Raw genomic sequence first — 20,806 nt, forward strand, 5'->3', positions numbered from 1 at the left:
AATGCACGCGCGTGTCTTGGCTGCTGCGCGGCCTGCTGATGCTGGCCTGCGCGATGTCGGCCTGGGCCGCGCCTGCGTTCGCCGGCTTGCCGGAAACACCGCGGCCGCGCCAGCTCACCGTCGCCGACGGCCTGCCGTCCAACACCATCAACCGCATCGCCGAAGATCGCCACGGCTATCTGTGGATCGCCACCAGCGAAGGGCTGGCGCGTTACGACGGCACCGGTTACCGCGTCTGGCAGCGCGAACAGGGGCTGCTCGACAACTACGTGTGGGCGGTGCACGTGGACGCGCGCAACCGGGTGTGGATCGGCACGGGGCAAGCCGGACTGGCGATGCTCGACACCGAGCGCAAGCGCTGGCGTTATTTCAACCGCAGCAATACGCCGGCCATCGCCGACGACACGGTGTGGTCGATCGCCTCAACGCCCGACGGCGCGCTGTGGTTCGGCACCGAGCGCGGCGGCCTGTACCGCATGGCCGACGACGGCAAGATCAGCCGCTACATGCCGCGCCCGGGCGATGCGCGCAGCTTGCCCAGCGAAGGGGTGGCCAACCTCACCGTCGCGCCCGACGGCACGCTGTGGATCAGCACCCTGGCCGGTGCCGCGCGCTGGACCGGGCACGATTTCGAACGCGTGCCCGACGGCGCGCTGAGTTCCAACATCGTCAACACGATCACCTTCGAAAACGACGGCACCGCCTGGTTCGGCACGCCGCACGGCGTCGGCGTGCGCCGGCCCGACGGCCGTTTCGAGGCCGCGCCGTGGGCGAGCTTCGCGCCCAAGTTCAAGGTGGTCGATGTATTGCGCCGCGATCGCACCGGCCAGTACTGGTTCGATCTGCCGCAAGGCCTCGGCGTCGGCGGCCCGGACGGGATCGAAGTGGTGCCCTTGTTCAGCACCACCAGCCAGGGACTGGTGCGGCCGAGCTGGTCGGGCGCCTACGAAGATCGCGAAGGCGGCCTGTGGTTCGCCAGCAACGGCCACGGCCTGTGGTATCTGCCGCCGAGCTGGCGCCAGTTCTCGGTGCTGACCCGGCGCGTGGACGATCCGGCCTCGATGGCCAACGGCAGCGTGCGCGGCATCGCCGCGGCCAGCGACGGCGACATGTGGCTGGTCGGCAGCGGCGGCGTGCTCGACCGGCTCGATCCGGAAACCGGCGAAGTCGAGCATTTCGCGAAGGATTTCAGCGGCGGCCTGGCGCTGGACCGGGTGCTGCAGGATCGCCGCGGGCAGGTGTGGGTGACCTATTACGGCGGCCTGGCGCGGATCGACCCGGCCACCCGCGCGATCGCCAACTGGCATATGGACGACAGCGCCGACGCGATGATCAGCGGCACCGTCGAGCTGGTCGGCAGCGGCGGCCTGATCTGGCTGATCGGCAGCGACGGCGACGTGCAGGCGCGCGACGCCGACGGCCACGTGCGCGAGTCGATGAGTTTCGGCGACCGCGGCCTGCCCAAGGATCTGTCCGCGCCGCTGGCCGGCAACGGCCCCGACGGCGAGTTGTGGATCGCCGGCCGCGGCCTGTGGCGCTGGGACGAACACAGCCGCCGCTTCCTCGCCGTGCCGGGCGCGCCCACCGCCGAAGACGTGCAGGCCTTCGTGTTCGAAGGCGAGCAGCGTTTGTGGATCGCCGGCTTCGGTTCGCTCGATACCTATCGCTGGGACGGCCAGCGCCTGCAGCGCGAATTCGGCCTGGGCCTGCTCGACGGCCTGCCTTCCACCGAAGCGCGCGGCCTCACCGCCGACAGCGCCGGCGTGGTGTGGATGACCACCAAGCGCGGTCTGGTGCGGGTCGATCCGTTCGCGCATTCGGTGCGCGTGTACGGCGTCAAGGACGGTCTGCCGAGCCAGGAGTTCGCGCGCGCGCCGGTGCCGCGCCCGGGCGACGGCCGCATCCTGATCGGCAGTCCGGAAGGGCTGGTGTTGTTCGATCCGGCGGTGGTGAGGCCGATCCGCACCGCGCCGTCGCTGATCGTGGAAAGCATCGAAGTGCGGCGCGGCGCCGAACGCGTCGCCTTCCCGACCTTCATGCCCGATCCGGCGCAGGCGATCGCCGGGCGCATCCCGGTGGTGCACATCGCCGACGGCGATCGCGATCTGCGCATCGTCGCGCGGCTGCTGTCGTTCAACGGCACCCAGAGCAACCGTTATCGTTTCCGCCTGCGCAATTACGATCCCGGCTGGGTCGAGGCCGGTTCCAGCGGCGAGCGCCTGTTCTCGCAACTCTCGCCCGGCGACTACCGCCTGCAGATCATCGCCAAGACCGCCGACAACGTGTGGTCGCCGATCCAGATCGTCGAGCTGCACGTCGATTCGCCGTGGTGGTGGAGCTGGTGGGCGGTGCTGGGCGTCATCGCGATGTTGTTGCTGGTGCTGGCCTGGATACTGCTCGCCCATCGCAACCGCCTGCAGCGCAGGCTGGCATGGCAGCGCTCGGAGCATGAGCGCGAAGTTACCAAGCAGGCTTCGCTGGCGAAGACGCGGTTTCTGGCGACCTTGGGGCATGAGGTGCGCACGCCGATGACCGGTGTGTTGGGCATGAGCGAGTTGTTGCTGGATACGCCGCTGGATCAAAAGCAGCGTAGCTACACGGAATCTATTCGTCGCGCCGGCGAACACCTCTTGCGGTTGGTCAACGACGCCCTGGATCTGGCCCGCATCGAATCCGGCCGCCTGGAACTGGCCGACGAACCCTTCGACCTGCGCGCGCTGGTCGATCAGGCCACCGACCTGATGCGGCCGCTGGCGCAGCAGCGCGGGCTGACCTTCGAGATCGAAGTCGCCGCCAACGTGCCGCGCGGCCTGCGCGGCGACGGCAGCCGCGTGTGCCAGATTCTGTTGAACCTGATCGGCAACGCGATCAAGTTCACCGACGAGGGCAAGGTCAGCGTGTTCGTCGAGCGTCTGGTTCCGCAGGGCGTGCGCTTCGAAGTCGCCGACACCGGCCCGGGCCTCAACGACGAACAAAAGCAGCGTCTGTTCCGCCGCTTCGAGCAGGCCGAAGGCGCGCGCACCGCGGCGCGTTACGGCGGCAGCGGATTGGGGCTGGCGATCAGTCAGGAACTGGCCGCGGCGATGGAAGGGCATATCGCGGTGGTGAGTTCGCCGGGGCAGGGCGCGCGGTTCTTGTTCGATTTGCCGTTGCCTGCGGCGGAGCCGCCGCGGGTGGTGCCGGGTTCTGCGCCAGAGCCTGTTTTGCGCGGCTTGCATATGGGGCCGCGCGCGGTGCTTTTAGTCGAAGACGATCCGACCGTGGCCGAGGTGATCGCCGGTCTGCTGCGCGTGCAAGGCCATCGCGTCACTCATGTCGGCAACGGCCTGGCCGCGTTGGCGGAAGTGGCGACGGCGAATTTCGACATCGCCTTGCTCGACCTGGACCTGCCCGGCATCAACGGCCTGGATCTGGCCCGGCAACTGCGCACGCAAGGCTTCACCCAGCCGCTGGTCGCGGTGACCGCGCGCGCCGACGCCGATGCCGAACCGCAAGCCGCCGCCGCCGGTTTCGACCGTTTCCTGCGCAAGCCGGTGACCGGCGCGATGCTCGGCGAAGCGATCGATCTGGTGAATCCGCGTCCGGCCGCAAGTCAGGGCGGCATCGAGCCGCGATCGGGGCCGGCGTAACGTGTCGAACATCACGGCCGGCGCATCGTGCGCCGGCATCCGAACGGCGCGGCAAGACGTCGCGAACCGTCCGCGCTTGCGCAAATACACAACGAGTGCGTATGCGTTCGGAGCAGTCGCAGCGATCGCGTAGATGCCGCGCGTGATTTTCATCACGCAAGGCCAATCGCCTATGTGCCAAAGCGCCCGTTTCCGCGAGTTCGCTGCACAAGCGCACTTGCGCATCGCATCGGCGCGACTAGCGTGGCCCCGACATCGAAGCATTGGAGTCCGATGTCCGTGCGCGGTCAGCGCACGTCACCCATCACATTCGGAAGGTGAACTATGGAACGGACCAAATCCGCGCTTATCGCGCTGCTCGCTGTAGTGGCTGCATCCACCGCGTTATCGGCCGGCGCTGCCGGCGGCAAAGGCCTGACCTGGCGCAAGGTCACGCATCTGAACATCGGCGTCGACCACATCGGTTGCGGCTACAGCAACGGCGCGAACGAATGCGAGCCTTATGTCGGCGACACCGTGTGCTCGACCCGCTTGCCGGTGCTGTGCGTGAAAGAAGACGGCTCGCCGGTGCCGGCCGGCGTCACCACGGATTTTTATAATTCGTGGGGACGCGGCAACATCGCCTTGACCCGCGCGGTGCGCGGCGATTCGCTGACCAGTCTGGCCGACGCCAACGCGGTGTGCCGCGCCGAACTGGGCCCGGGCTACAAGATCGCCGGCCACGGCCACTTCAGCTGGTACGGCTACGCCTACGGCAATATCGACAGCACCACCCGCTTCTGGGCCTACATCGACAGCCAGCCGGGCAATTGCTGGAATCCCTAAGCGAGATTGATCGTGCGAACCACCCTTCTCCCGTTGTCGGGAGAAGGGTGTCGGCGACAGCGCATCGCTCAGGGCAATCGGGTCACGGTGATGTCGTCGTGATAGACCCGCCGCGTCAGCGCCGCGGCCGGGAATTGCTCCGAATCGGGCCGGTACAAACCCCATTGAATGGTTCCGGCGGTGCCGGCATAGGCCGGATTGAAGGTCGGGAACGCGGTTTCTTCCGCCTTGCGCACGTAGTCGGCCTGATCGTCCAGGCGCACCTCGGCGGTGAAGCGGCCGCTGGCGTCCTTGGCCCAGACGATGTCGAATCTGAAGTCGATCCAGCGGTTGTTGTGTAGGCGCACGTCGTCAACCAGCAGCGCCTGCTTGTTGGCGTAGCGCAATACCATCTGATTGCGCCTGACCCCGATCATGATGTCGGGACCGCCGTTGAAATGCTTGAACTGCCACAGGATGTCGATGGGCGCCGAGCCCGAAGTGGGCAGCCACGGCTCCCAGTCCTTGAGCATCAGGCTGAAGGTGTACAGGCGATGCTGGCCGGGCGCGTACTGACCGGGTCGGGTTCCGCCGACGGCGACCGGTCCGGCCGTGCTTTCGCTGCGCGGCGCGCCGAAAGAAACATAGTCCGGATTGCGCAGCGTGACCTTGTGCGCGATGGCGAAGCGGCCCGAGCGCGGCTTGTCGCTGACCATGCTGGCCGCATCGGCGGCGGGCGCTTCGGTGCCGATCAATCGGGGAATGCCCGAATCCTGCGTGCCGGTTTCGTAGTCGATATGCAGCAGCGTGGTCTGCGCCGGAACCGCCGGCGCTGCGAGGATCGCGGCCAGTGCGGCGGCGTGGACGGCATGGGTTCGGATCGATGACATCGAGCGGCTCCGGTCGGGTGACCGCCGCATGGTACGAGAAAAAAAACCGGCGAGATCGCCGGTTTTTTTCGGGCTAATCGTGATTGCGCTCAGCGCGCGCTTAATGTGTGCACTGCATCTACCAAGACTGCGACATGCTCGGGCGACATGTCCGGCGACATGCCATGACCGAGGTTGAACACATGGCCTTCGCGCGAGCCCCCGTTGCCGTCGCGGTAATCGTCGAGCGCACGTCCGACTTCGGCGCGGATCGCTTCGGGCGAGGCGTACAGCGTTACCGGATCGAGATTGCCCTGCAGTGCCACGCGCGAACCGATGCGGCGCGCGGCTTCGCCCAGGCCGATGGTCCAGTCCACGCCGACCGCTTCCGCACCGCTGCCGGCGAGTTCTTCCAGGTACGGATCGTTGCCCTTGCCGAACAGGATCAGCGGCGCGCGCGCCTCGCCTTCGCCGCGCGAAAGTTCCGCGGCGATGCGCTGCAGATAGCGCAGCGAGAACTCACGGTACATGGACGGCGACAGCACGCCGCCCCAGGTGTCGAACACCTGCAGCGCCTGCGCGCCGGCGGCGTGCTGGGCCTTGAGGTAGGCGATCACCGCGTCGGTGACCACGCTCAGCAGGCGATGCATCGCCGCCGGATCGTTGAGCGCGAGCGCCTTGACCTTGGAATAGTTGTCGCTGCCGCCGCCTTCGACCATGTAGCAGGCCAGCGTCCACGGGCTGCCGGAGAAACCGATCAGCGGCACCGAGCCGTTCAACTCGCGGCGGATGGTGCGTACTGCATCCATCACATAGCGCAGCTCGGTTTCCATGTCGGGCACGGCCAGCCTGGCGATGTCGGCGGCGCTGCGGATCGGGCGTTCGAACTTGGGGCCTTCGCCGTCGGCGAAATACAGGCCCAGGCCCATCGCATCGGGCACGGTGAGGATGTCGGAGAACAGGATCGCCGCGTCCAGCGGAAACCGGCGCAGCGGCTGCAGGGTGACTTCGCAGGCCAGCTCGGGATTCTTCGCCAGGTTGAGGAAGCTGCCGGCCTGGGCGCGGGTGGCGCGGTATTCGGGCAGGTAGCGGCCGGCCTGGCGCATCAGCCACACGGGGGTGCGGTCGACGGGCTGGCGGCGCAGGGCGCGCAGGAAACGATCGTTGGTCAGGATTGGGCTGGACATGGATAACCGTGGCGGGTGAGCGCCATCAATGGGGAAGGGGTTGGAATGGGGGTGGGCTCAGGGATGGAGCGAAGAGCGAAGAGCGAAGAGCGAATCCCCCCTGGCCCCCCTTTTTCAAAGGGGGGAACCCGGTAGGCGGGTTCTATGCGGCTTGTTGTTGCGCGGGTTTGCCGAAGCGACGTGTTTGCAGCAGCGACATCCCGACACGATGCATTCCCCCCTTTGAAAAAGGGGGGGCAGGGGGGATTCGCTCTTCCCGCCCAAGCCGGGCACCCCAGCCAACGCATCATCGCGGCGCTTCGGCGCCCTGACTGAGCATCAGCGGGAATCGGCCGAAGCGATGTGCTCGCGGCAGCGACATCCCTGCACGACGCATTCCCCCCTTTGAAAAAGGGGGGGCAGGGGGGATTCGCTCTTCCCGCCCAAGCCGGGCGCCCCAGCCAACGCTTCATCGCGGCGCTTCGGCGCCCTGACTGAACATCAGCTGGAACCCGCGCTTGAGCTGCTGGTCCCGCGCATGTTCCAGCGCCGCCAGGGCGCTGTCGTGGTCCATGAACTGCTCGCGCCGGACCGTGCTGCGGCCGCCGATCTGACCGGTTTCGCGCACCAGCGCCCAGCCGCCGAGCAAGTCGGGCTGCAGCATCAGTTGCACGAAGCGCGGGGCTTCGCGGCCGTCGGGCCGTTGTTGGAGAAGTAGGCGCACCGGACGATTGTAGCGGCTGCCGGGGCGCGGCCGGGTGGGCGCGATGTCGCGGTCCGCACGCCGCTGCGTTGCAGCCACGGGGCTGGCCGCGGTCGGTTCGGGCCGTTCCGCGGGCCTGTCGGCCCGGCGAGCGGCACGGCGGCCGCGCCGCGCGCGCCCTCAAGCGCCGCGAAAGCCGCGCCGATAAGCCGAAGGCGAGGTGCCCAGCCGCGCCGAGAAGTGCTGGCGCAGCGAGGCCGCGGTGCCGAAGCCGGTGTCGGCGGCGATCGCGTCCAGGCCGTGATCGCTGGTTTCCAGCAGCCGTTGCGCGCGCGCCAGCCGTTGCCCCGCCAGCCATTCGCCGACCGTGGTGCCGGTGCTGTCGCGAAAGCGGCGGGTGAAGGTGCGCCGGCTCATCAGGGCGCGCTCGGCCAGCGCGTCCAGGCTGTGCGGCTGATCCAGATGCGCCAGCGCCCAGGCCAGCACCGCGGCCAGACGGTCGTCCTGCGCCGAGGCCGGCAGCGGTTGTTCGATGTATTGCGCCTGCCCGCCCTGTCGGTGCGGCGCGACTACCAGCCGGCGCGCGACGCGGTTGGCGATCTCCGCGCCATGACGGCGCCGCAACAGGTGCAGGCAGCAGTCCAGCGCGGCGGCGGTGCCGGCCGAAGTGGTGATGCGGCCGTCGTCCACATACAGCACATCGCGCTGCAGTTGCACCTGCGGATAGCGCGCGGCGAAGTGCTCGCTCCAACTCCAGTGCGTGGTCGCGCGGCGGCCGTCGAGCAGTCCGGCCTGCGCCAGGACATACGCGCCCAGGCACAGGCCGACGATCTGCGCGCCGCGGTCGTGGGCGCGGCGCAGCGCCTTGAGCAAGGGCTCGGGCGCGCGTTCGTCGGCATCGCGCCACGACGGCACGATCACCGTGTCGGCCCAGCTCAGCGTCTTCAGCCCATACGCGGCGCCGATGCTGAAACCGGCGCGGGTGCGGATCGGCCCGGGCTCGGTCGCACACACGCGCAGCTCGAACGGCGGCAGGTCGAGCTCGCCGCGGTCCTCGAACACCAGGCAGGGCACGGACAGGTGGAAGGGGCTGATGCGGTCGAAAGCGACCACCGCCAGGCGGGCCAGAGGGGTGTCGGTGTTCATGGCCCGATTCTATCGAATATTGTCGTTAGGGTCACTGTCGCCAGAACCGGGCGAGGCCAACAATGGCCTCACTTTCCAGCCCACACCTACGGAGTCCGCCATGAGCCACATCACGCAAAAACGCGCCCTGGTCGTCATCGACGTGCAGAACGATTACTTCGCCGACGGCCTGCCGATCGAGTACCCGCCGGTCGGCCGCACCCTGCCCAACGTCGGCCGCGCGATGGACGCCGCGCGCGCCGCCGGCATTCCGGTGGTGGTGGTGCAGAACACCGCGCCCGCCGGCACTCCGGTGTTCGACAAGGGCCGTCCGGGTTGGGAACTCAACGAAGTCGTCGCCTCGCGGCCGCGCGATCACTACATCGAGAAGAACCTGCCCAGCGTCTTCGCCGGCACCGACTTCAACGACTGGCTGCAGCGCAACGGCATCGACACGATCAGCGTGATCGGCTACATGACCCACAACTGCGACGCTTCGACCGTGTTCGAAGCCGCGCACCTGGGCTATCACGTCGAGTTCCTCAACGACGCCACCGGCTCGCTGTCCTACGAGAACAGCGCCGGCCACGTCACCGCGGAGGAAATCCATCGCGTCTTCAGCGTGGTGTTCCAAAGCCGCTTCGCCGCGGTCGCCAGCACCGAGGAATGGATCGCCGCGGTACGCGAAGGCGCCACGCTGCAGATCGACAATCCCTACGCTTCGAACCAGCGCGCGCGGGCGCGGGCCAAGGCCGCGGCCTGAGCCTTCGGCAATCGCCGTCCGCATCGGCCCGATGCGGGCAGCACGCACGGCCGGCGCTCATCGAGCCGGCCGTGGCGATCAGAAATTCGCGGAGTTCTTCAGCTTGACCTCCTGGACCCAGGTGCCGAAGCCGGTCTCCAGGTGCACTATGTCTCCGAGCAACTGCCCGCCGAGCGCCTCGGCTTTGACGAAGACCGAGCCGTTGTTGTATTCGTCGATCTGATACTCCGGGCGGCCGCGCACCACCACGCGCGTGGCGTTCACGAACTGCAGTCCGGTCAGCACGATGTTCCACTGACTGCGATCCATGTCCAAGGTGGCGTAGGCCGAATTGCCGTACACACCGCCGTTGACGTAGTTCAGCACCGCATGCCTGATCGAATCGGTCAGCACGGTCCAGCTGATGCCGAAGATCACCGTGCTGATGCGCGCGTTGGGGTAGTTGCCGAAGCGCTCGTACGCGGTCTGCGCGGCGACCTCGGGAATGTCGGTGGGATCGAAGTGCTTGTCGAGGAATTCGAATTGATTGGCCACGATCGGATCCTTGCTGGTTGGGGTGGAAGCGGCTGAAGCGGCGGTCGTCGAGGCGGGCGCGGCCGGCGCGCCGGACCCGCGTGCCTGCCGGGTCGCCGCGCCTTGCAAAAGCAGCAGATGAAGCGGGTTCAAGGCCATGCGTCGCGAGTCCCCGGTGTGGTCGGTGCATGGCGGAAGAACGAGGCGGTGCGGCTGGTGTGAAGCGCGTTGTGGTTACGGCCATCGCCGCCGATCGATCGCGGCCGCGCTGGATTCACAAGCGCCGTCGGGCCGCGTTGGATGCAGTGACGCGCAGGTTCGCTGTCGATGGCTTGCGCCGACTGTCCATCCCCAGGAGCCCGACCCATGCCGGTACTGACCAACGCGCAGTTGCAAGGACTCGCCGCAGAAGAACTCGATGCCGGCACCGAAATCGATCCGGACTGGCCCGATCCGTATCCCGAGTCGCCGTGCTGGGGCTTCGCCCTGTTCGGCGGCCCCGGCGGTCTGGCCGCCAACACGCCGCCGACGATCTTCGAGCAGGCCATCACGTTCAACGACGCCGGCATCATGACCGGCATGAATCCCGATTTCGTGGCGTGGGTGCACGACACCTTCGACAACGCCGCCGCCGATGCCCAGGCGCAGGCGTTCGCGGATAACTTCCAGGAAGCGTTCATCGATCTCGACGACGGGGCGCAGGAAGCCTGCACCGGCGCGTTGGCGCGCTTGAGCATGGTTCTCGCCGGGTTGACGTTATCGGACGAAAACGGCACCGCGCCGACGCGCTACGCGATCGTGATGGCGTCCGACCATTGGTACACCTGGGAGCATTGGGCCTTGAGCATCGCGAACAATGTCGGCCAGCCCGACTACCCGCAGGTGCAGTACGTCCAACGCGATGCCGGCATCAATCCGGTCAATACGCGTTGCGGCCTGGTGTGGGGCAATCATCCGATCCTGACCACGGTGTACGTGACCGAGTTGCAGGACGGGCATATCGAGTATCTGCGGCACGCGGCCGGCTGGCCGGACTGACACCGGCGCGCGCCGCGCGCGGCGGGGCGGCGATGCGGCGAGCGGTGGTACGCGCTCGCCGCATCGGTGGCGCCTCAGGCGGCGAGCACCGTCAGCACATCTTCATCGGGCACGCCCGACACGATCCGCGCCGCGCCAGCGCGGTCCCACAGCACGAAGCGCAAGCCCGCGGCATCGGCCTTCTTGTCCAGGCGCATGCGCGCGAGCAGCGCCTGCGGCGGCAATCCGGGCGGAATCGCGGTCGGCAGGCCCAGGCGTTGCAGCAGACGTTGCAGACGCTCGGCATCGGCGAGGCTGGCGCGACCCAGCGCGGCGGACAACCGCGCGGCCAGCACCATGCCGACTGCGACCGCTTCGCCGTGATTGAGGCCGTCGCCGCTGGTGCCGGCGTAGCCTTGTTCGGTTTCGATGGCGTGGCCGAAGGTGTGGCCGAAGTTGAGCATGGCGCGATCGCCGCGTTCGAACGGATCGCGCGCCACCACTTCGGCCTTGTACGCGCAGCTGCGCGCGATCGCCTCGGCCAGGGCGTCGTCGTCGCGGGCGAGCAGAGCGTCGGCGTGCGCTTCCAGCCAGTCGAGGAAGGTCGCGTCGAAGATCGCGCCGTACTTGACCACTTCGGCCAGTCCGGCGCGCAGTTCGCGCTCGGGCAGGCTGCGCAGCGCGGCGGTGTCGGCGATCACCGCGCGCGGCGGGTGGAAGGCGCCGACCAGATTCTTGCCGCTTGGCAGATCGACCGCGGTCTTTCCGCCGACCGAGGAGTCGACCATCGCCAGCAACGTGGTCGGCAACTGTACGCAATCGATCCCGCGCATCCAGCAGGCCGCGGCGAAGCCGGCGAGATCGCCGATCACCCCGCCGCCCAGCGCGATCACGGTCGCGTCGCGGGTCGCGCCCAGCGCGGCCAGCGCGTGCAGGCATTCGCCGAAGCGGGCCAGGGTTTTTTCGTGCTCGCCCGGCGGCATCACGAACCGCGCCAGGGTCAGGCCCGGCCTGGCCGCGCGCAAGGTCGCCTCCACGCCGTCGAGATACAGCGGCGCGACGTTGCCGTCGCTGACGATCAACGCATGGCGTCCGCGCAAGGGCTTGCCCAGGCGTGCGCCGTCTTCGAGCAGGCCGGGGCCGATCTCGATGCTGTAGCCGTTCTCGCCGGCGACCTCGACCTTACGTACCGCGCTCATGCATTGACTCCGGACACAGAAGAAGACGGCGGCGGACGCCGCCAGTGAAGATCGAGTTCGAGCGCCAGCCTGAGCGCGGCGTCGGCGGCGCTCATGGCGCCGGTGTCGAAGCGCAGATCGGCGACCTGCGCGTACAGCGGCGCGCGCGTGAGCGCCAGTTGCTGCAGCACCTGCTCGCGATCGCCGCGGGCCAGCAGCGGGCGGCTGCGGTCCAGCGCCAGGCGTTCGAGCTGCTGCTCCACGCTGACCAGCAGTTGCACGACATAGCCGCGCTCGCGCAGCAGGCGCCGGTTGTCCTCGGCCAGCACCGCGCCGCCGCCGGTCGCCAGCAGCAGGCCGTCGTTGGCCAGCAGCTCGGCCAGCACCGCGCTTTCGCGGGCGCGGAAACCGGCTTCGCCTTCGTGCTCGAAGATCGCCGCGACGCTGGCGCCGGTGCGTTGCTCGATTTCGCGGTCGGCATCGAGCAGGCGCAGGCCGAAGCGTTCGGCCAGGCGCTTGCCGATGCAGGTTTTGCCGGCCCCCATCGGGCCGACCAGGATCAGATTGCTGGCCGGATTCATGCGCCGATTGTAGGGCACGCGGCGCCCGCGCTTGCGTGGCCTTAACGCGGCCGCGCCTAGGCTCAGGGCCACGTCGCCGCGCGTTCGGCGCCGGACCTGCGCGCCGCCGCCACGGCGGCGCCTCACTTATCCCTGTTTCGCAAGGAGAAAGCCCATGTCGGTCGCCAAGGTCATCGAACTCACCACCTCTTCCAGCACCGGCATCGAGGACGCTGTGAAGTCCGGCCTGGCCAAGTGCGCCGAGTCGGTCAAGAACATCCAGGGCGCCTGGGTCAACGAGATCAAGGTCGTCACCGACGAGAACGGTAACATCCGCGAATGGCGGGTCAACCTGAAGGTCACCTTCGTGGTGAAGTGAGGGGGGAGCTCATGCCGGTCGGGCCGGGCGTTGAATGGCCCGGCCCGCGGCGGGGTGGGCATTCTCTATTACGCACAGGATGAAGACTTTGCGGCGGGAGAATTAGCCTTCCGAAAGACCGTGGAGCCAAAAGACTCCGCATTCAATCGTAGGCAGATCAATGGTTTGGGTCGATAGACTCAAATTAGCGAGCCGTACCCGCATTGATTCGGCATTCCGCGGGAAAACCGCTGCTGCTCATAGACTCCACGGCAATCCGTCGGCCATTCCCTCGCGAAGCAAGATGGAACGCTCCGCATATATAAACTTTCGGCGGCGGCCTGGATTCTACCTGCGAACGAAGCGCCATTTCGTAGAAGCGCGCATAGTCTGAGCGCGTAGACGTGTCAGACGATTCGAGCGAAATTCCCGCGTCTTTAGCGGAGCAATCGATTAGCTCCATGCCGTGAGGATGGGCGCGAATGCATGCGGCTACCGCGATATGTTTTTGATCCAGCAAACGTCCATCGCGTGCCAAAGTCTCGAGCTGGGCTTGCGCATATGCCTTGTTAGAGCCGTAACCACACGAGCCAAGGCATATCGCGCCCGCGACCAAAATGCCTGATAGCTTTAGTTGCCGGATGACATTCATGGGCCGCATCCAATACGGCACTCGTCGTGTACGGAGCTGGCGGCCCGAGCATCGATTTTTCCCATATCAAAGCCTCCTCCTCGAGTCCGATGTTCAATCGCGCCGACGGCTTTCAGACCGGCCTGCCCCAGCCCCCGACACAATTACCCGCCGCTGCCGATCCAGATCCACCGTCCAGTCGGCGATGTCCGGCAGCCGCGCCAAGGCCTGCCGGCTGACCCGTTCGAACAGGCGCACGAAGCGCTCGACCTGGGCGCGGTTCATCGCCTGCGCCTGCGGCCGGCGCGCCTGCAGCGTTTGTTCCTGTTGCCAGCGCCACTCCAGCACGATGTCGAAGCCGGGCGGGCGCAGGAACAGCATGCGCCGCAGGCGCGACCACAACGCGGGGTAGTCCTGGGCGAGGGCGCGATTGCAGTAGCCGCGCCACATGCCGTGCGGATCTTGCTCGCGCTCCAGCGCGTTGACCGGCGCGCGCAGTTCGGCCTCGTCCTGGGCCGGAGTGCCCAGGAACCAGCCTTCGAACACGGTCAGATCGACCGCTTCGGCGCGCGCCCAGCGCGACGGCGGCAGGCGCGTGTCGCGCAGCTTGTCGAAGCGCGGCAGGCGCACGGCGTGGCCGTCGCGCAGGCGGTCGAGCACGTCGCAGGCCAGGGCGACCTCGTGGGTGCCGGGCGGCCCGCGCGTGGTCAGCAGCGGATGCACGTGCCGGCCCAGTCGCAGGCGCTCGCGCCGGCCCAGGTAGAAATCGTCGATCGACAGTACCGCCGTGCGCAGGCCGCGTGCGCGCGCCGCCGCCGCGAGTTGCGCGGCCAGCGTCGATTTGCCGCTGCCTTGCAGTCCGCTGATCGCGTAGACGCGGGTGTCGGCGGCGAGCGCGTCGTCGAGCACGCGGGCGACGAAATCCGCATCGAAGCCGCCCGTGCGCGCGGGCTCGGGCGCGGCGGATTTGCCGATTGCGGCGGACGGATGCGGACGCGGCGACATGGGATCACAATAGCGCAATGAACCCGACCGCCCCCCTCCTCGACGAAGCCCTCGCCACTTTCGACGCGCTGTTCGAACAAGCGCATGCCGCCGGCGAGCCCGATCCGACCGCGATGAGCATCGCCACCGCCTCGCTCGACGCGCGGCCGTCGCTGCGCACGGTGCTGCTGAAGGCGCACGACGCGCGCGGTTTCGTCTTCTACACCCACTTGGATGGCCGCAAGGGCCGCGAGTTGCAGGCCAATCCGCATGCGGCGCTGTTGTTCCACTGGCCGCGCGTGCGCCACGGCGTGCAGGTGCGGATCGAAGGCGCGGTGGAAATCGTCGGCGACGCCGAGGCCGACGCCTACTTCGCCACCCGCGCGCGCGGCAGCCAGCTGGGCGCGTGGGCGTCGAAGCAATCGGAGACCTTGCCCGATCACGCCAGCTTCGAGCAGCGTCTGGCCGAGGTCGAGGCGAAATTCGAAGGCCGCGAAGTGACCCGGCCGCCGCGCTGGACTGGGCTGCGCGTGCGCGCGGACAAGATCGAGTTCTGGTACGGCGCCGATTTCCGCCTGCACGAGCGCTGGCTGTACGAATGCGATCGCGCCGGCGAATGGTCGAAGCGGATGCTGTATCCGTGAGCGAAACCTGGCTCGTGCGCGCGGCGGCGCGGGCCGATCTGCAGGCGTGGGCGCGATTGCGACAGGCCTTGTGGCCGGATGAAGATCCGTCGCGGCACACCGACGATATCGAAGCAATGCTGGCGCGCAGCGAACGCTTCGCCGCGTTCGTGGCGGTCGATGAGGGCGGCGAGTTGTTCGGTTTCGCCGAGGCCAGCCTGCGCACGGATTACGTCAACGGCACCGACAGTTCGCCGGTCGCGTTTCTTGAAGGTTGGTATGTGCGGCCGCTGCGACAGCATCGCGGCGTCGGCCGCGCCTTGATCGACGCGGTTGCGGCCTGGGCGCGCGAGCGCGGCTGCAGCGAACTGGCCTCGGACGCCTTGCTCGACAACCCGCAGGCGCATCGGGCGCATGAGGGTTGCGGGTTCGAGGAGACCGAGCGGGTGGTGTATTTCCGCCGCTCGCTGATCTGAGCCGAAGCCCGGCCGCCGCTCAACGTTCGCGCTTGTACCAGAACGCCTCGTTGATGCGCGCCATGCCGGCGCGTTCGTAGAAACCGACCGCTTCCGGCACCGACGCCAGAATCAGACTGACCGTGGGCCCGAGTTGGCGCCGGGTTTCATCGAGCAGGCCCTTGCCGATGCCCAGGCCTTGCGCGCGCGGCGACACCGCCAGTTCCGACAGGTAACACGACCAGGAAAAATCCGTGAAGCAGCGCGCCACGCCGATCAGTTCGCCGTCGCCGCGCCGCGCGGTCACGATCAGGTTGGCGTTGTCGAGCATGGTTTGCAGACGCGGCAGATCGTCCACCGGCCGGATCGCGCCGAGGCCGGAATCGACCAGCACGCGTTGGAAATCGGCGACCGCTATGGTGGCTTCGCGGGTATAGACGACAGCGTCGGTTGGGTTCATGCGCGGCACGATCGCATCGCGGCGGGGACGATACAACTGCGGTTCGCCCCAGGTTCGGGGCGAGCTTCTTTTGTGGGAGAGGGTTTTTGTGGGAGGGGCTTCAGCCCCGATGCCTTTCGATCCGTCGCGGTGATCTGGCCGAAGAGCATCGGGGCTGAAGCCCCTCCTACAAAAGACCTCGTGGCGGCGCTTGGCGGGAGTGATCGGCCAGCGGGCCGGATCAATGAACTCTGTGCGCTCGCTCGACGAATGCGGGAGGTTTGTTGTGGGAGGGGCTTCAGCCCCGATGCCTTTCGATCCGCCGCAGTGATCTGGCCGAAGAGCCTCGGGGCTGAAGCCCCTCCCACAAAAGACCTTGTGGCGGCGCTTGGCGGAAGTGATCGGCCAGCGGGCAGGATCAATGAACTCTGTGCTCTCGCTCGACGAATGCAGGAGGTTTGTTGTGGGAGGGGCTTTAGCCCCGATGCTTTTCGATCCGGCGCGATGATCTGGCCGAAGAGCATCGGGGCTGAAGCCCCTCCTACAAAAGACTTCGGGGCAACGCTCGCAAGCGGCCTGTCGGCCGGATGACGAACTAACGCGCCGCGCTCTCCCCATGTCGCCGTGCCGCCCAGCCTTGGATCACATCGCCCAACGCATCCAGCCCCGCGGTCAGCGCCGCAGGTCCGGGCTGCAGGATGATCGGCGACTTGATCTCATGCAGTTCGCCGTCGCGCACCGCCGGCACGGCGTCCCAGCCCGGACGCGCGATGACTTGTTCGGGACGGAATTTTTTCCCGCACCAACTGCCCAGGATCAGATCCGGCGCGCGACGCACCACTTCCAGCGGATCGGCCAGGATGCGGTCGCGCGCCAGCGACATCGCCGCGTGCTCGGGAAACACGTCGTCGCCGCCGGCGATGCCGACCAACTCCGACACCCAGCGGATGCCGGTGATCTGCGGCGTGTCCCATTCTTCGAAATACACTCGCGGCCGCCGCGGCAGCGCGGCGGCGCGTTCGCGCGCAACAGCGATGCGGCGTTCCAGGTCGGCGGCCAGTTCCGCCGCGCGATCGCCGGCGCCGACCAGCGCGCCGAGGCGGCGCACGTAATCGACGATGCCCTCGACGCTGCGGTGATTGCTGATCCACACCTCGATGCCGTGCTTGATCAACTCGCTGGCGATCTCGGCCTGGATGTCGGAAAAACCCACGACGAAGTCGGGTTTCAGCTTGAGGATTTCGCCGATCTTGGCGCTGGTGAAGGCGCTGACCTTGGGCTTTTCCTTGCGCGCGATCGCCGGGCGCACGGTGAAGCCGCTGATGCCGACGATGCGGTGCTGCTCGCCGAGCAGGTACAAGGTCTCGGTGGGTTCCTCGGTGAGGCAGACGATGCGTTGCGGGCCCATGAATCCAACGGCTGACGGCGGGAGGGGGATTGTCGGCCAGCGAGCGGGCAAGCGCGAGCGAGAACGGGCGCCTGGATCGCGCAATTTCGCCGCAGCGCAGCAATTCCGGGGCCTAATTCAGCTTCGCCGAGCCCCATTCATATCTCGAAGTCACAATTCGCGCGGCTATGGTGCAGCGCGGCGTGTGTGTTCCATACCCGTTCGTACAGTCGAGGCGTCGGGCTGCCGACGTCCACACACGATCGGGAGGGATCATGTCGCGACTCCATCTGGGCCGCCTGCTCGGCGCGCCGTTGCTGCTGGCGGTATTGCTGTGCGCCAGCGCGTTCCCCGCGTCGGCCGACGACTACACCAAGACCCGCTACCCGGTGGTGCTGGTGCACGGCCTGTTCGGCTTCGACGCCATCGGCGGCGTTTACGACTACTGGTTCGGCATCCCGCAGGCTTTGCGCTCCGGCGGCGCCAAGGTCTACGTCGCTCAGGTCACCGCGGCCAACTCGAATGAAGTGCGCGGCGAAGAACTGATCGATCAGCTCGAAACCCTGCAGGCCCTGCACGGCTACAGCAAGTTCAATCTGATCGGCCACAGCCAGGGCGGCCCGACCGCGCGCTATGTCGCCTCGGTGCGTCCGGATCTGGTCGCGTCGATGACCTCGGTCGGCTCGCCGCACGCCGGCAGCAAGGTCGCCGATTTCGTCGGCACCACGCTGCCTGAAGGCTCGCCGTTGCGGCCGCTGGTGGCCTCATTCGTCAATGCCTTCGCCGATCTGATCGGACTGTTGTCGGGCAGCAACAACAGCCAGGACTCGCTGGCGGCGCTCAAGGCGCTCGACAGCGCCGGCGCGGCGCGCTTCAACGCGCGCTATCCACAAGGCAAGCCGGCCACGGCCTGCGGCGCGGGCGCGGCCAAGGTCAACGGCATCGCCTACTACTCCTTCGGCGGTACGTCGAACTCGACGAATTTCTTCGACGGCTCCGACCTGGCGATGATCGCCGGCGGCCTGTTGTTCGGCGGCGAAGCCAACGACGGCCTGGTCGGTCGCTGTTCCTCGCACTGGGGCCAGGTGATCCGCGACGACTACGGCTGGAACCATCTCGACGAGGTCAACCAGATCGCCGGCCTGCGCGGCGTTTTCAGCTCGAACCCGACCAGCGTCTACCGCGCGCAGGTCAACCGGCTCAAGAACACGGGCCTGTAAGCCATGCGCTCGGCCGCATCGATCTTCGCGATGGCCTGCGCTGCGGCGCTGGCGATCGCGGCAATCTTCGCGGTCGGGCATTGGTTCGAAACGCCGCGGCTGTGGGCAGCGCCGGTGGTCAGCAGCGGGCCGGCCGGGCGCATCTCCGATCCCGACCTCGGCGGCGACCGCAACGCCGTCGCCGATCCGGCCGCTGTCGCCGCCGCGGGCGATTCGCTGCGCGATACCGACGTGGACGGCGCGGTGCGCCTGGACGCGCAAGGCCAGCCGGTTCCGGATCGCGAGCTGCGCCGCCTGTTCGATTACTTCCTGAGCCGCAGCGGCGAGCAGTCGCCCGAAGCGATCCGCTCGGCTTTGCTCGAACACCTGCAATCGCGGCTGGCGCCACCGGCATTGGCGACGGTGCTGGCGTGGTTCGACGCGTACCTGCTGCTGGAACACGATTCGCTGACGCTGGCGCAGGCCGGCGACGACCGCGAAAGCACTTTCGCGCGGGTGCGCTCGCTGCGCCGCGAGCGCCTGGGCAAAGCCCTGGCCGATGCCTGGTACGCCGAAGAAGAGCGCGCCTTCGAACTGGCCGATGCGCGCAGCAAACTGTTGGCCGAGCGCGGCTTGAGCGAGGCCGAACGCAACCGGCGCCTGGCCGAACTCAACGCCATGTCGGCCGATGCGATGCCGCAGGCGGCGCAGTTGGACGCGGCGCTGCGGCAGAACCGCGAGTTCGAACTCGCCGGCGTCGATGCCGCCACGCGTTACGCCGAGCGCGAAGCGCAGTTCGGCGCGCAGGCCGCGCAGCGCCTGGGCGAACTGGATCAGCGCCGCGCGCAATGGCAACTGCGGCTGCGCAGTTATGCCGCGCAGCGCCAGAGCGTGCTCGCCGACAATGCGCTCAGCCAGAGGCAGCGTCAGCAGCGGCTGGACGCGCTGCTCGCGCGCTTCGACGCCAACGAACAACGGCGGGTGGATGCGTTGACGCGCAACGGAAAGCTGCCGGGGCAGTGAGCCGGGGGCGGCTTAGAAGAAATCCCGGTTGAATTGCGCCGGATAGATGCCGTGGTTGTTCGACGCCTTCACCTGGAAACGCAGGGTATCCGGCGGCGACACCGTGGCCGTGCCGACGTAATCGATCGAGTCGCCGTCGCGCACTTCGCGCATCGCGATCTCCTGCTTGCGGCCGAGCAGGTCGGTGACGAGCACCTGCACTTTGTCCAGGGGTACCGACGTGGCGGCGGCGTCTTCGCCGAAACGCGCGGCGATGACGATCAGCACGGTGCGCGCGTTACGCTCGGCGCCGTAGCGCTGCACGATCTGCGCCGGCAGTTTGTCGGTCTGGATCGCGCTGATGTTCATGACCACATCGCCGATGCGCACCGCTTCGTTGCTGGTGGTGTGGCCGCCTTGTGGCGACGGCGTCGAGGCTTCGCGTCCGCAGCCGCTCAGCAGCGCGGCCGCGCACAGCATCGATGCCAATAGGCGCCGCGTCGTCATTCGTTCGCCGCCGACAATTGCCGGCCGCGCTCGGTGGCCGCGGCGATCGCGCGATCGACCAGGGCGCGGAAGCCGCCGGCTTCGAAGGTTTCGATCGCGGCCTGGGTGGTGCCGCCGGGCGAGGTGACACGCGCGCGCAGCACCTCGGCGGGTTCTTCGCTGCGGGTGAGCATGGTCGCCGCGCCGAACAGCGTCTGCTGGACCAATGCGCGCGCCGCCTCCGCGCTCAGGCCCTGCGCTATGCCGGCCTGCTGCATGGCTTCGGCGAGCAGGAACACATAAGCCGGGCCGCTGCCGGAGACCGCCGTGACCGCGTCCATCTGCGCCTCATCGTCGATGCGCACGGTCGGCCCGACCGCGGCGAGCAGGCCGGCGGCCTGCTCGAATCGCGACGTCGCCGCGGCGTTGGCGTACAGACCGGTGATGCCGACGCCGAGCAGCGCCGGCGTATTGGGCATCGCCCGCACCACCGCGACCTCGCCGCCGAGCCAGCGGTCGAGCTGCCCGGCAGTGATGCCGGCGGCGATGGAAATCGCCAGCGGCCGCTGCGCGCGCGCCTGTGCGGCCAGGGCGGCGCAGACCTCGCGCATCACCTGCGGCTTGACCGCCAGCAGCCACACCGCCGCGCCCTCGGCCGCCGCTTGCGCGTTATCGAAGCAGGCCACGCCGAAATCGCGCTGCAGGTCCGCGCGCAAGGCCTCGACCGGCTCGGCCACGCGGATGTCGGCCGGCGCGAAACCGCGTGCGACCAGGCCGCCGATCAGGCTGCGCGCCATGTTGCCGCCGCCGATGAAGGCGACCGGGCCGGAAGGAAGTGCGGTGGATTCGGACATGTGTGGCCTGGTGGGTTGAAACTCACGCAGGATAACAATCGCTGCGCTGACGTGCGCTTCG

The 20,806-nt window shown here is 68.0% G+C and carries 22 protein-coding genes; 10 read left to right on the forward strand and 12 right to left on the reverse strand.

Features of this window, described 5'->3' with window-relative positions:
* Positions 1-11: 11 nt before the first annotated feature.
* Positions 12-3,629 carry a two-component regulator propeller domain-containing protein gene (locus AB4Y92_RS11465; RefSeq protein WP_441819767.1) on the forward strand — a complete coding sequence of 1,206 codons (3,618 nt, stop codon included), beginning with the start codon at positions 12-14 and terminating at the stop codon, positions 3,627-3,629.
* A 324-nt stretch (positions 3,630-3,953) separates the two neighbouring features.
* Positions 3,954-4,454, forward strand: coding sequence for a hypothetical protein (locus AB4Y92_RS11470; protein ID WP_441819768.1), 501 nt, complete (start codon positions 3,954-3,956; stop codon positions 4,452-4,454).
* Between the two features lie 68 nt (positions 4,455-4,522).
* Here AB4Y92_RS11470 and AB4Y92_RS11475 read toward each other — a convergent pair whose 3' ends face one another.
* From AB4Y92_RS11475 to AB4Y92_RS11490, 4 genes are all read right to left on the reverse strand, one after another.
* A complete protein-coding gene (locus tag AB4Y92_RS11475; protein WP_441819769.1) occupies positions 4,523-5,323 on the reverse strand; it encodes a heparin lyase I family protein in 801 nt (266 codons plus the stop codon).
* Positions 5,324-5,412: 89 nt separating this feature from the next.
* Positions 5,413-6,477 carry a uroporphyrinogen decarboxylase gene (gene hemE / locus AB4Y92_RS11480; protein WP_441819897.1) on the reverse strand — a complete coding sequence of 355 codons (1,065 nt, stop codon included), beginning with the start codon at positions 6,475-6,477 and terminating at the stop codon, positions 5,413-5,415.
* A 460-nt stretch (positions 6,478-6,937) separates the two neighbouring features.
* Complete coding sequence (locus tag AB4Y92_RS11485) at positions 6,938-7,192, reverse strand: WGR domain-containing protein (protein ID WP_057941906.1); 255 nt, start codon at positions 7,190-7,192, stop codon at positions 6,938-6,940.
* Between the two features lie 159 nt (positions 7,193-7,351).
* Positions 7,352-8,317: a helix-turn-helix domain-containing protein gene (locus AB4Y92_RS11490; RefSeq protein ID WP_441819770.1), complete on the reverse strand. Its 966-nt coding sequence runs from the start codon at positions 8,315-8,317 to the stop codon at positions 7,352-7,354.
* Between the two features lie 100 nt (positions 8,318-8,417).
* On the opposite strand from AB4Y92_RS11490, the gene AB4Y92_RS11495 reads away from it, so the two are divergent.
* Positions 8,418-9,059, forward strand: coding sequence for a cysteine hydrolase family protein (locus AB4Y92_RS11495; RefSeq protein WP_441819771.1), 642 nt, complete (start codon positions 8,418-8,420; stop codon positions 9,057-9,059).
* Positions 9,060-9,137: 78 nt separating this feature from the next.
* Here the strand turns inward: AB4Y92_RS11495 and AB4Y92_RS11500 are convergent, their stop codons facing one another.
* Positions 9,138-9,593 carry a hypothetical protein gene (locus AB4Y92_RS11500; RefSeq protein WP_441819772.1) on the reverse strand — a complete coding sequence of 152 codons (456 nt, stop codon included), beginning with the start codon at positions 9,591-9,593 and terminating at the stop codon, positions 9,138-9,140.
* A gap of 345 nt (positions 9,594-9,938) precedes the next feature.
* On the opposite strand from AB4Y92_RS11500, the gene AB4Y92_RS11505 reads away from it, so the two are divergent.
* Complete coding sequence (locus AB4Y92_RS11505) at positions 9,939-10,610, forward strand: hypothetical protein (RefSeq protein ID WP_441819773.1); 672 nt, start codon at positions 9,939-9,941, stop codon at positions 10,608-10,610.
* Between the two features lie 74 nt (positions 10,611-10,684).
* Here the strand turns inward: AB4Y92_RS11505 and aroB are convergent, their stop codons facing one another.
* Both aroB and AB4Y92_RS11515 read right to left on the reverse strand, forming a co-directional pair.
* On the reverse strand, positions 10,685-11,788 hold the full coding sequence (gene aroB / locus AB4Y92_RS11510; RefSeq protein ID WP_441819774.1) for a 3-dehydroquinate synthase: 1,104 nt from the start codon (positions 11,786-11,788) through the stop codon (positions 10,685-10,687).
* A complete protein-coding gene (locus AB4Y92_RS11515) occupies positions 11,785-12,348 on the reverse strand; it encodes a shikimate kinase (protein ID WP_441819775.1) in 564 nt (187 codons plus the stop codon). Before AB4Y92_RS11515 ends, aroB begins: the two co-directional genes overlap by 4 nt.
* A gap of 154 nt (positions 12,349-12,502) precedes the next feature.
* On the opposite strand from AB4Y92_RS11515, the gene AB4Y92_RS11520 reads away from it, so the two are divergent.
* Entirely contained in the window at positions 12,503-12,706 is a 204-nt protein-coding gene (locus tag AB4Y92_RS11520) for a dodecin family protein (RefSeq protein ID WP_057941912.1), read from the forward strand.
* A 724-nt stretch (positions 12,707-13,430) separates the two neighbouring features.
* Here the strand turns inward: AB4Y92_RS11520 and AB4Y92_RS11525 are convergent.
* Positions 13,431-14,321: a kinase gene (locus tag AB4Y92_RS11525; RefSeq protein WP_441819776.1), complete on the reverse strand. Its 891-nt coding sequence runs from the start codon at positions 14,319-14,321 to the stop codon at positions 13,431-13,433.
* A gap of 17 nt (positions 14,322-14,338) precedes the next feature.
* Here AB4Y92_RS11525 and pdxH point away from each other — a divergent pair, with 17 nt between their 5' ends.
* Both pdxH and aac(6') read left to right on the forward strand, forming a co-directional pair.
* Positions 14,339-14,944: a pyridoxamine 5'-phosphate oxidase gene (gene pdxH / locus AB4Y92_RS11530; protein WP_441819777.1), complete on the forward strand. Its 606-nt coding sequence runs from the start codon at positions 14,339-14,341 to the stop codon at positions 14,942-14,944.
* A complete protein-coding gene (gene aac(6') / locus AB4Y92_RS11535; protein ID WP_441819778.1) occupies positions 14,941-15,399 on the forward strand; it encodes an aminoglycoside 6'-N-acetyltransferase in 459 nt (152 codons plus the stop codon). The genes pdxH and aac(6') overlap by 4 nt, the downstream gene beginning before the upstream one ends.
* 19 nt (positions 15,400-15,418) lie before the next feature.
* On the opposite strand, the gene AB4Y92_RS11540 is transcribed toward aac(6'), so the two are convergent.
* Positions 15,419-15,838: a GNAT family N-acetyltransferase gene (locus tag AB4Y92_RS11540; protein WP_441819779.1), complete on the reverse strand. Its 420-nt coding sequence runs from the start codon at positions 15,836-15,838 to the stop codon at positions 15,419-15,421.
* 72 nt (positions 15,839-15,910) lie between these two features.
* Here AB4Y92_RS11540 and AB4Y92_RS11545 point away from each other — a divergent pair, with 72 nt between their 5' ends.
* On the forward strand, positions 15,911-16,408 hold the full coding sequence (locus AB4Y92_RS11545) for a DUF6053 domain-containing protein (RefSeq protein WP_441819780.1): 498 nt from the start codon (positions 15,911-15,913) through the stop codon (positions 16,406-16,408).
* A gap of 4 nt (positions 16,409-16,412) precedes the next feature.
* On the opposite strand, the gene AB4Y92_RS11550 is transcribed toward AB4Y92_RS11545, so the two are convergent.
* A complete protein-coding gene (locus AB4Y92_RS11550) occupies positions 16,413-17,225 on the reverse strand; it encodes a cobalamin-binding protein (RefSeq protein ID WP_441819781.1) in 813 nt (270 codons plus the stop codon).
* Between the two features lie 254 nt (positions 17,226-17,479).
* On the opposite strand from AB4Y92_RS11550, the gene AB4Y92_RS11555 reads away from it, so the two are divergent.
* Together AB4Y92_RS11555 and AB4Y92_RS11560 are read left to right on the forward strand one after the other, a co-directional pair.
* A complete protein-coding gene (locus tag AB4Y92_RS11555) occupies positions 17,480-18,424 on the forward strand; it encodes a lipase family alpha/beta hydrolase (RefSeq protein ID WP_441819782.1) in 945 nt (314 codons plus the stop codon).
* A 3-nt stretch (positions 18,425-18,427) separates the two neighbouring features.
* Positions 18,428-19,426 carry a lipase secretion chaperone gene (locus AB4Y92_RS11560; RefSeq protein ID WP_441819783.1) on the forward strand — a complete coding sequence of 333 codons (999 nt, stop codon included), beginning with the start codon at positions 18,428-18,430 and terminating at the stop codon, positions 19,424-19,426.
* A 12-nt stretch (positions 19,427-19,438) separates the two neighbouring features.
* Here AB4Y92_RS11560 and AB4Y92_RS11565 read toward each other — a convergent pair whose 3' ends face one another.
* Both AB4Y92_RS11565 and proC read right to left on the reverse strand, forming a co-directional pair.
* A complete protein-coding gene (locus AB4Y92_RS11565; protein WP_441819784.1) occupies positions 19,439-19,912 on the reverse strand; it encodes a DUF4426 domain-containing protein in 474 nt (157 codons plus the stop codon).
* A complete protein-coding gene (gene proC, locus AB4Y92_RS11570; protein WP_441819785.1) occupies positions 19,909-20,745 on the reverse strand; it encodes a pyrroline-5-carboxylate reductase in 837 nt (278 codons plus the stop codon). Before proC ends, AB4Y92_RS11565 begins: the two co-directional genes overlap by 4 nt.
* Between the last annotated feature and the right edge of the window lie 61 nt (positions 20,746-20,806).

Origin of the sequence: Lysobacter sp. TAB13 (genome assembly GCF_052113885.1) — a bacterium.
GTDB lineage: Bacteria > Pseudomonadota > Gammaproteobacteria > Xanthomonadales > Xanthomonadaceae > Lysobacter > Lysobacter gummosus.

Excerpts from the sequence above, each read along its gene's own strand:
- AB4Y92_RS11470 (WP_441819768.1), top strand. The coding sequence starts at position 3,954 with ATGGAACGGACCAAATCCGCGCTTATCGCGCTGCTCGCTGTAGTGGCT.
- AB4Y92_RS11475 (WP_441819769.1), bottom strand. The coding sequence starts at position 5,323 with ATGTCATCGATCCGAACCCATGCCGTCCACGCCGCCGCACTGGCCGCG.
- AB4Y92_RS11490 (WP_441819770.1), bottom strand. The coding sequence starts at position 8,317 with ATGAACACCGACACCCCTCTGGCCCGCCTGGCGGTGGTCGCTTTCGAC.
- AB4Y92_RS11495 (WP_441819771.1), top strand. The coding sequence starts at position 8,418 with ATGAGCCACATCACGCAAAAACGCGCCCTGGTCGTCATCGACGTGCAG.
- AB4Y92_RS11505 (WP_441819773.1), top strand. The coding sequence starts at position 9,939 with ATGCCGGTACTGACCAACGCGCAGTTGCAAGGACTCGCCGCAGAAGAA.
- aroB (WP_441819774.1), bottom strand. The coding sequence starts at position 11,788 with ATGAGCGCGGTACGTAAGGTCGAGGTCGCCGGCGAGAACGGCTACAGC.
- AB4Y92_RS11515 (WP_441819775.1), bottom strand. The coding sequence starts at position 12,348 with ATGAATCCGGCCAGCAATCTGATCCTGGTCGGCCCGATGGGGGCCGGC.
- AB4Y92_RS11520 (WP_057941912.1), top strand. The coding sequence starts at position 12,503 with ATGTCGGTCGCCAAGGTCATCGAACTCACCACCTCTTCCAGCACCGGC.
- AB4Y92_RS11525 (WP_441819776.1), bottom strand. The coding sequence starts at position 14,321 with ATGTCGCCGCGTCCGCATCCGTCCGCCGCAATCGGCAAATCCGCCGCG.
- pdxH (WP_441819777.1), top strand. The coding sequence starts at position 14,339 with ATGAACCCGACCGCCCCCCTCCTCGACGAAGCCCTCGCCACTTTCGAC.
- AB4Y92_RS11540 (WP_441819779.1), bottom strand. The coding sequence starts at position 15,838 with ATGAACCCAACCGACGCTGTCGTCTATACCCGCGAAGCCACCATAGCG.
- AB4Y92_RS11550 (WP_441819781.1), bottom strand. The coding sequence starts at position 17,225 with ATGGGCCCGCAACGCATCGTCTGCCTCACCGAGGAACCCACCGAGACC.
- AB4Y92_RS11555 (WP_441819782.1), top strand. The coding sequence starts at position 17,480 with ATGTCGCGACTCCATCTGGGCCGCCTGCTCGGCGCGCCGTTGCTGCTG.
- AB4Y92_RS11560 (WP_441819783.1), top strand. The coding sequence starts at position 18,428 with ATGCGCTCGGCCGCATCGATCTTCGCGATGGCCTGCGCTGCGGCGCTG.
- AB4Y92_RS11565 (WP_441819784.1), bottom strand. The coding sequence starts at position 19,912 with ATGACGACGCGGCGCCTATTGGCATCGATGCTGTGCGCGGCCGCGCTG.
- proC (WP_441819785.1), bottom strand. The coding sequence starts at position 20,745 with ATGTCCGAATCCACCGCACTTCCTTCCGGCCCGGTCGCCTTCATCGGC.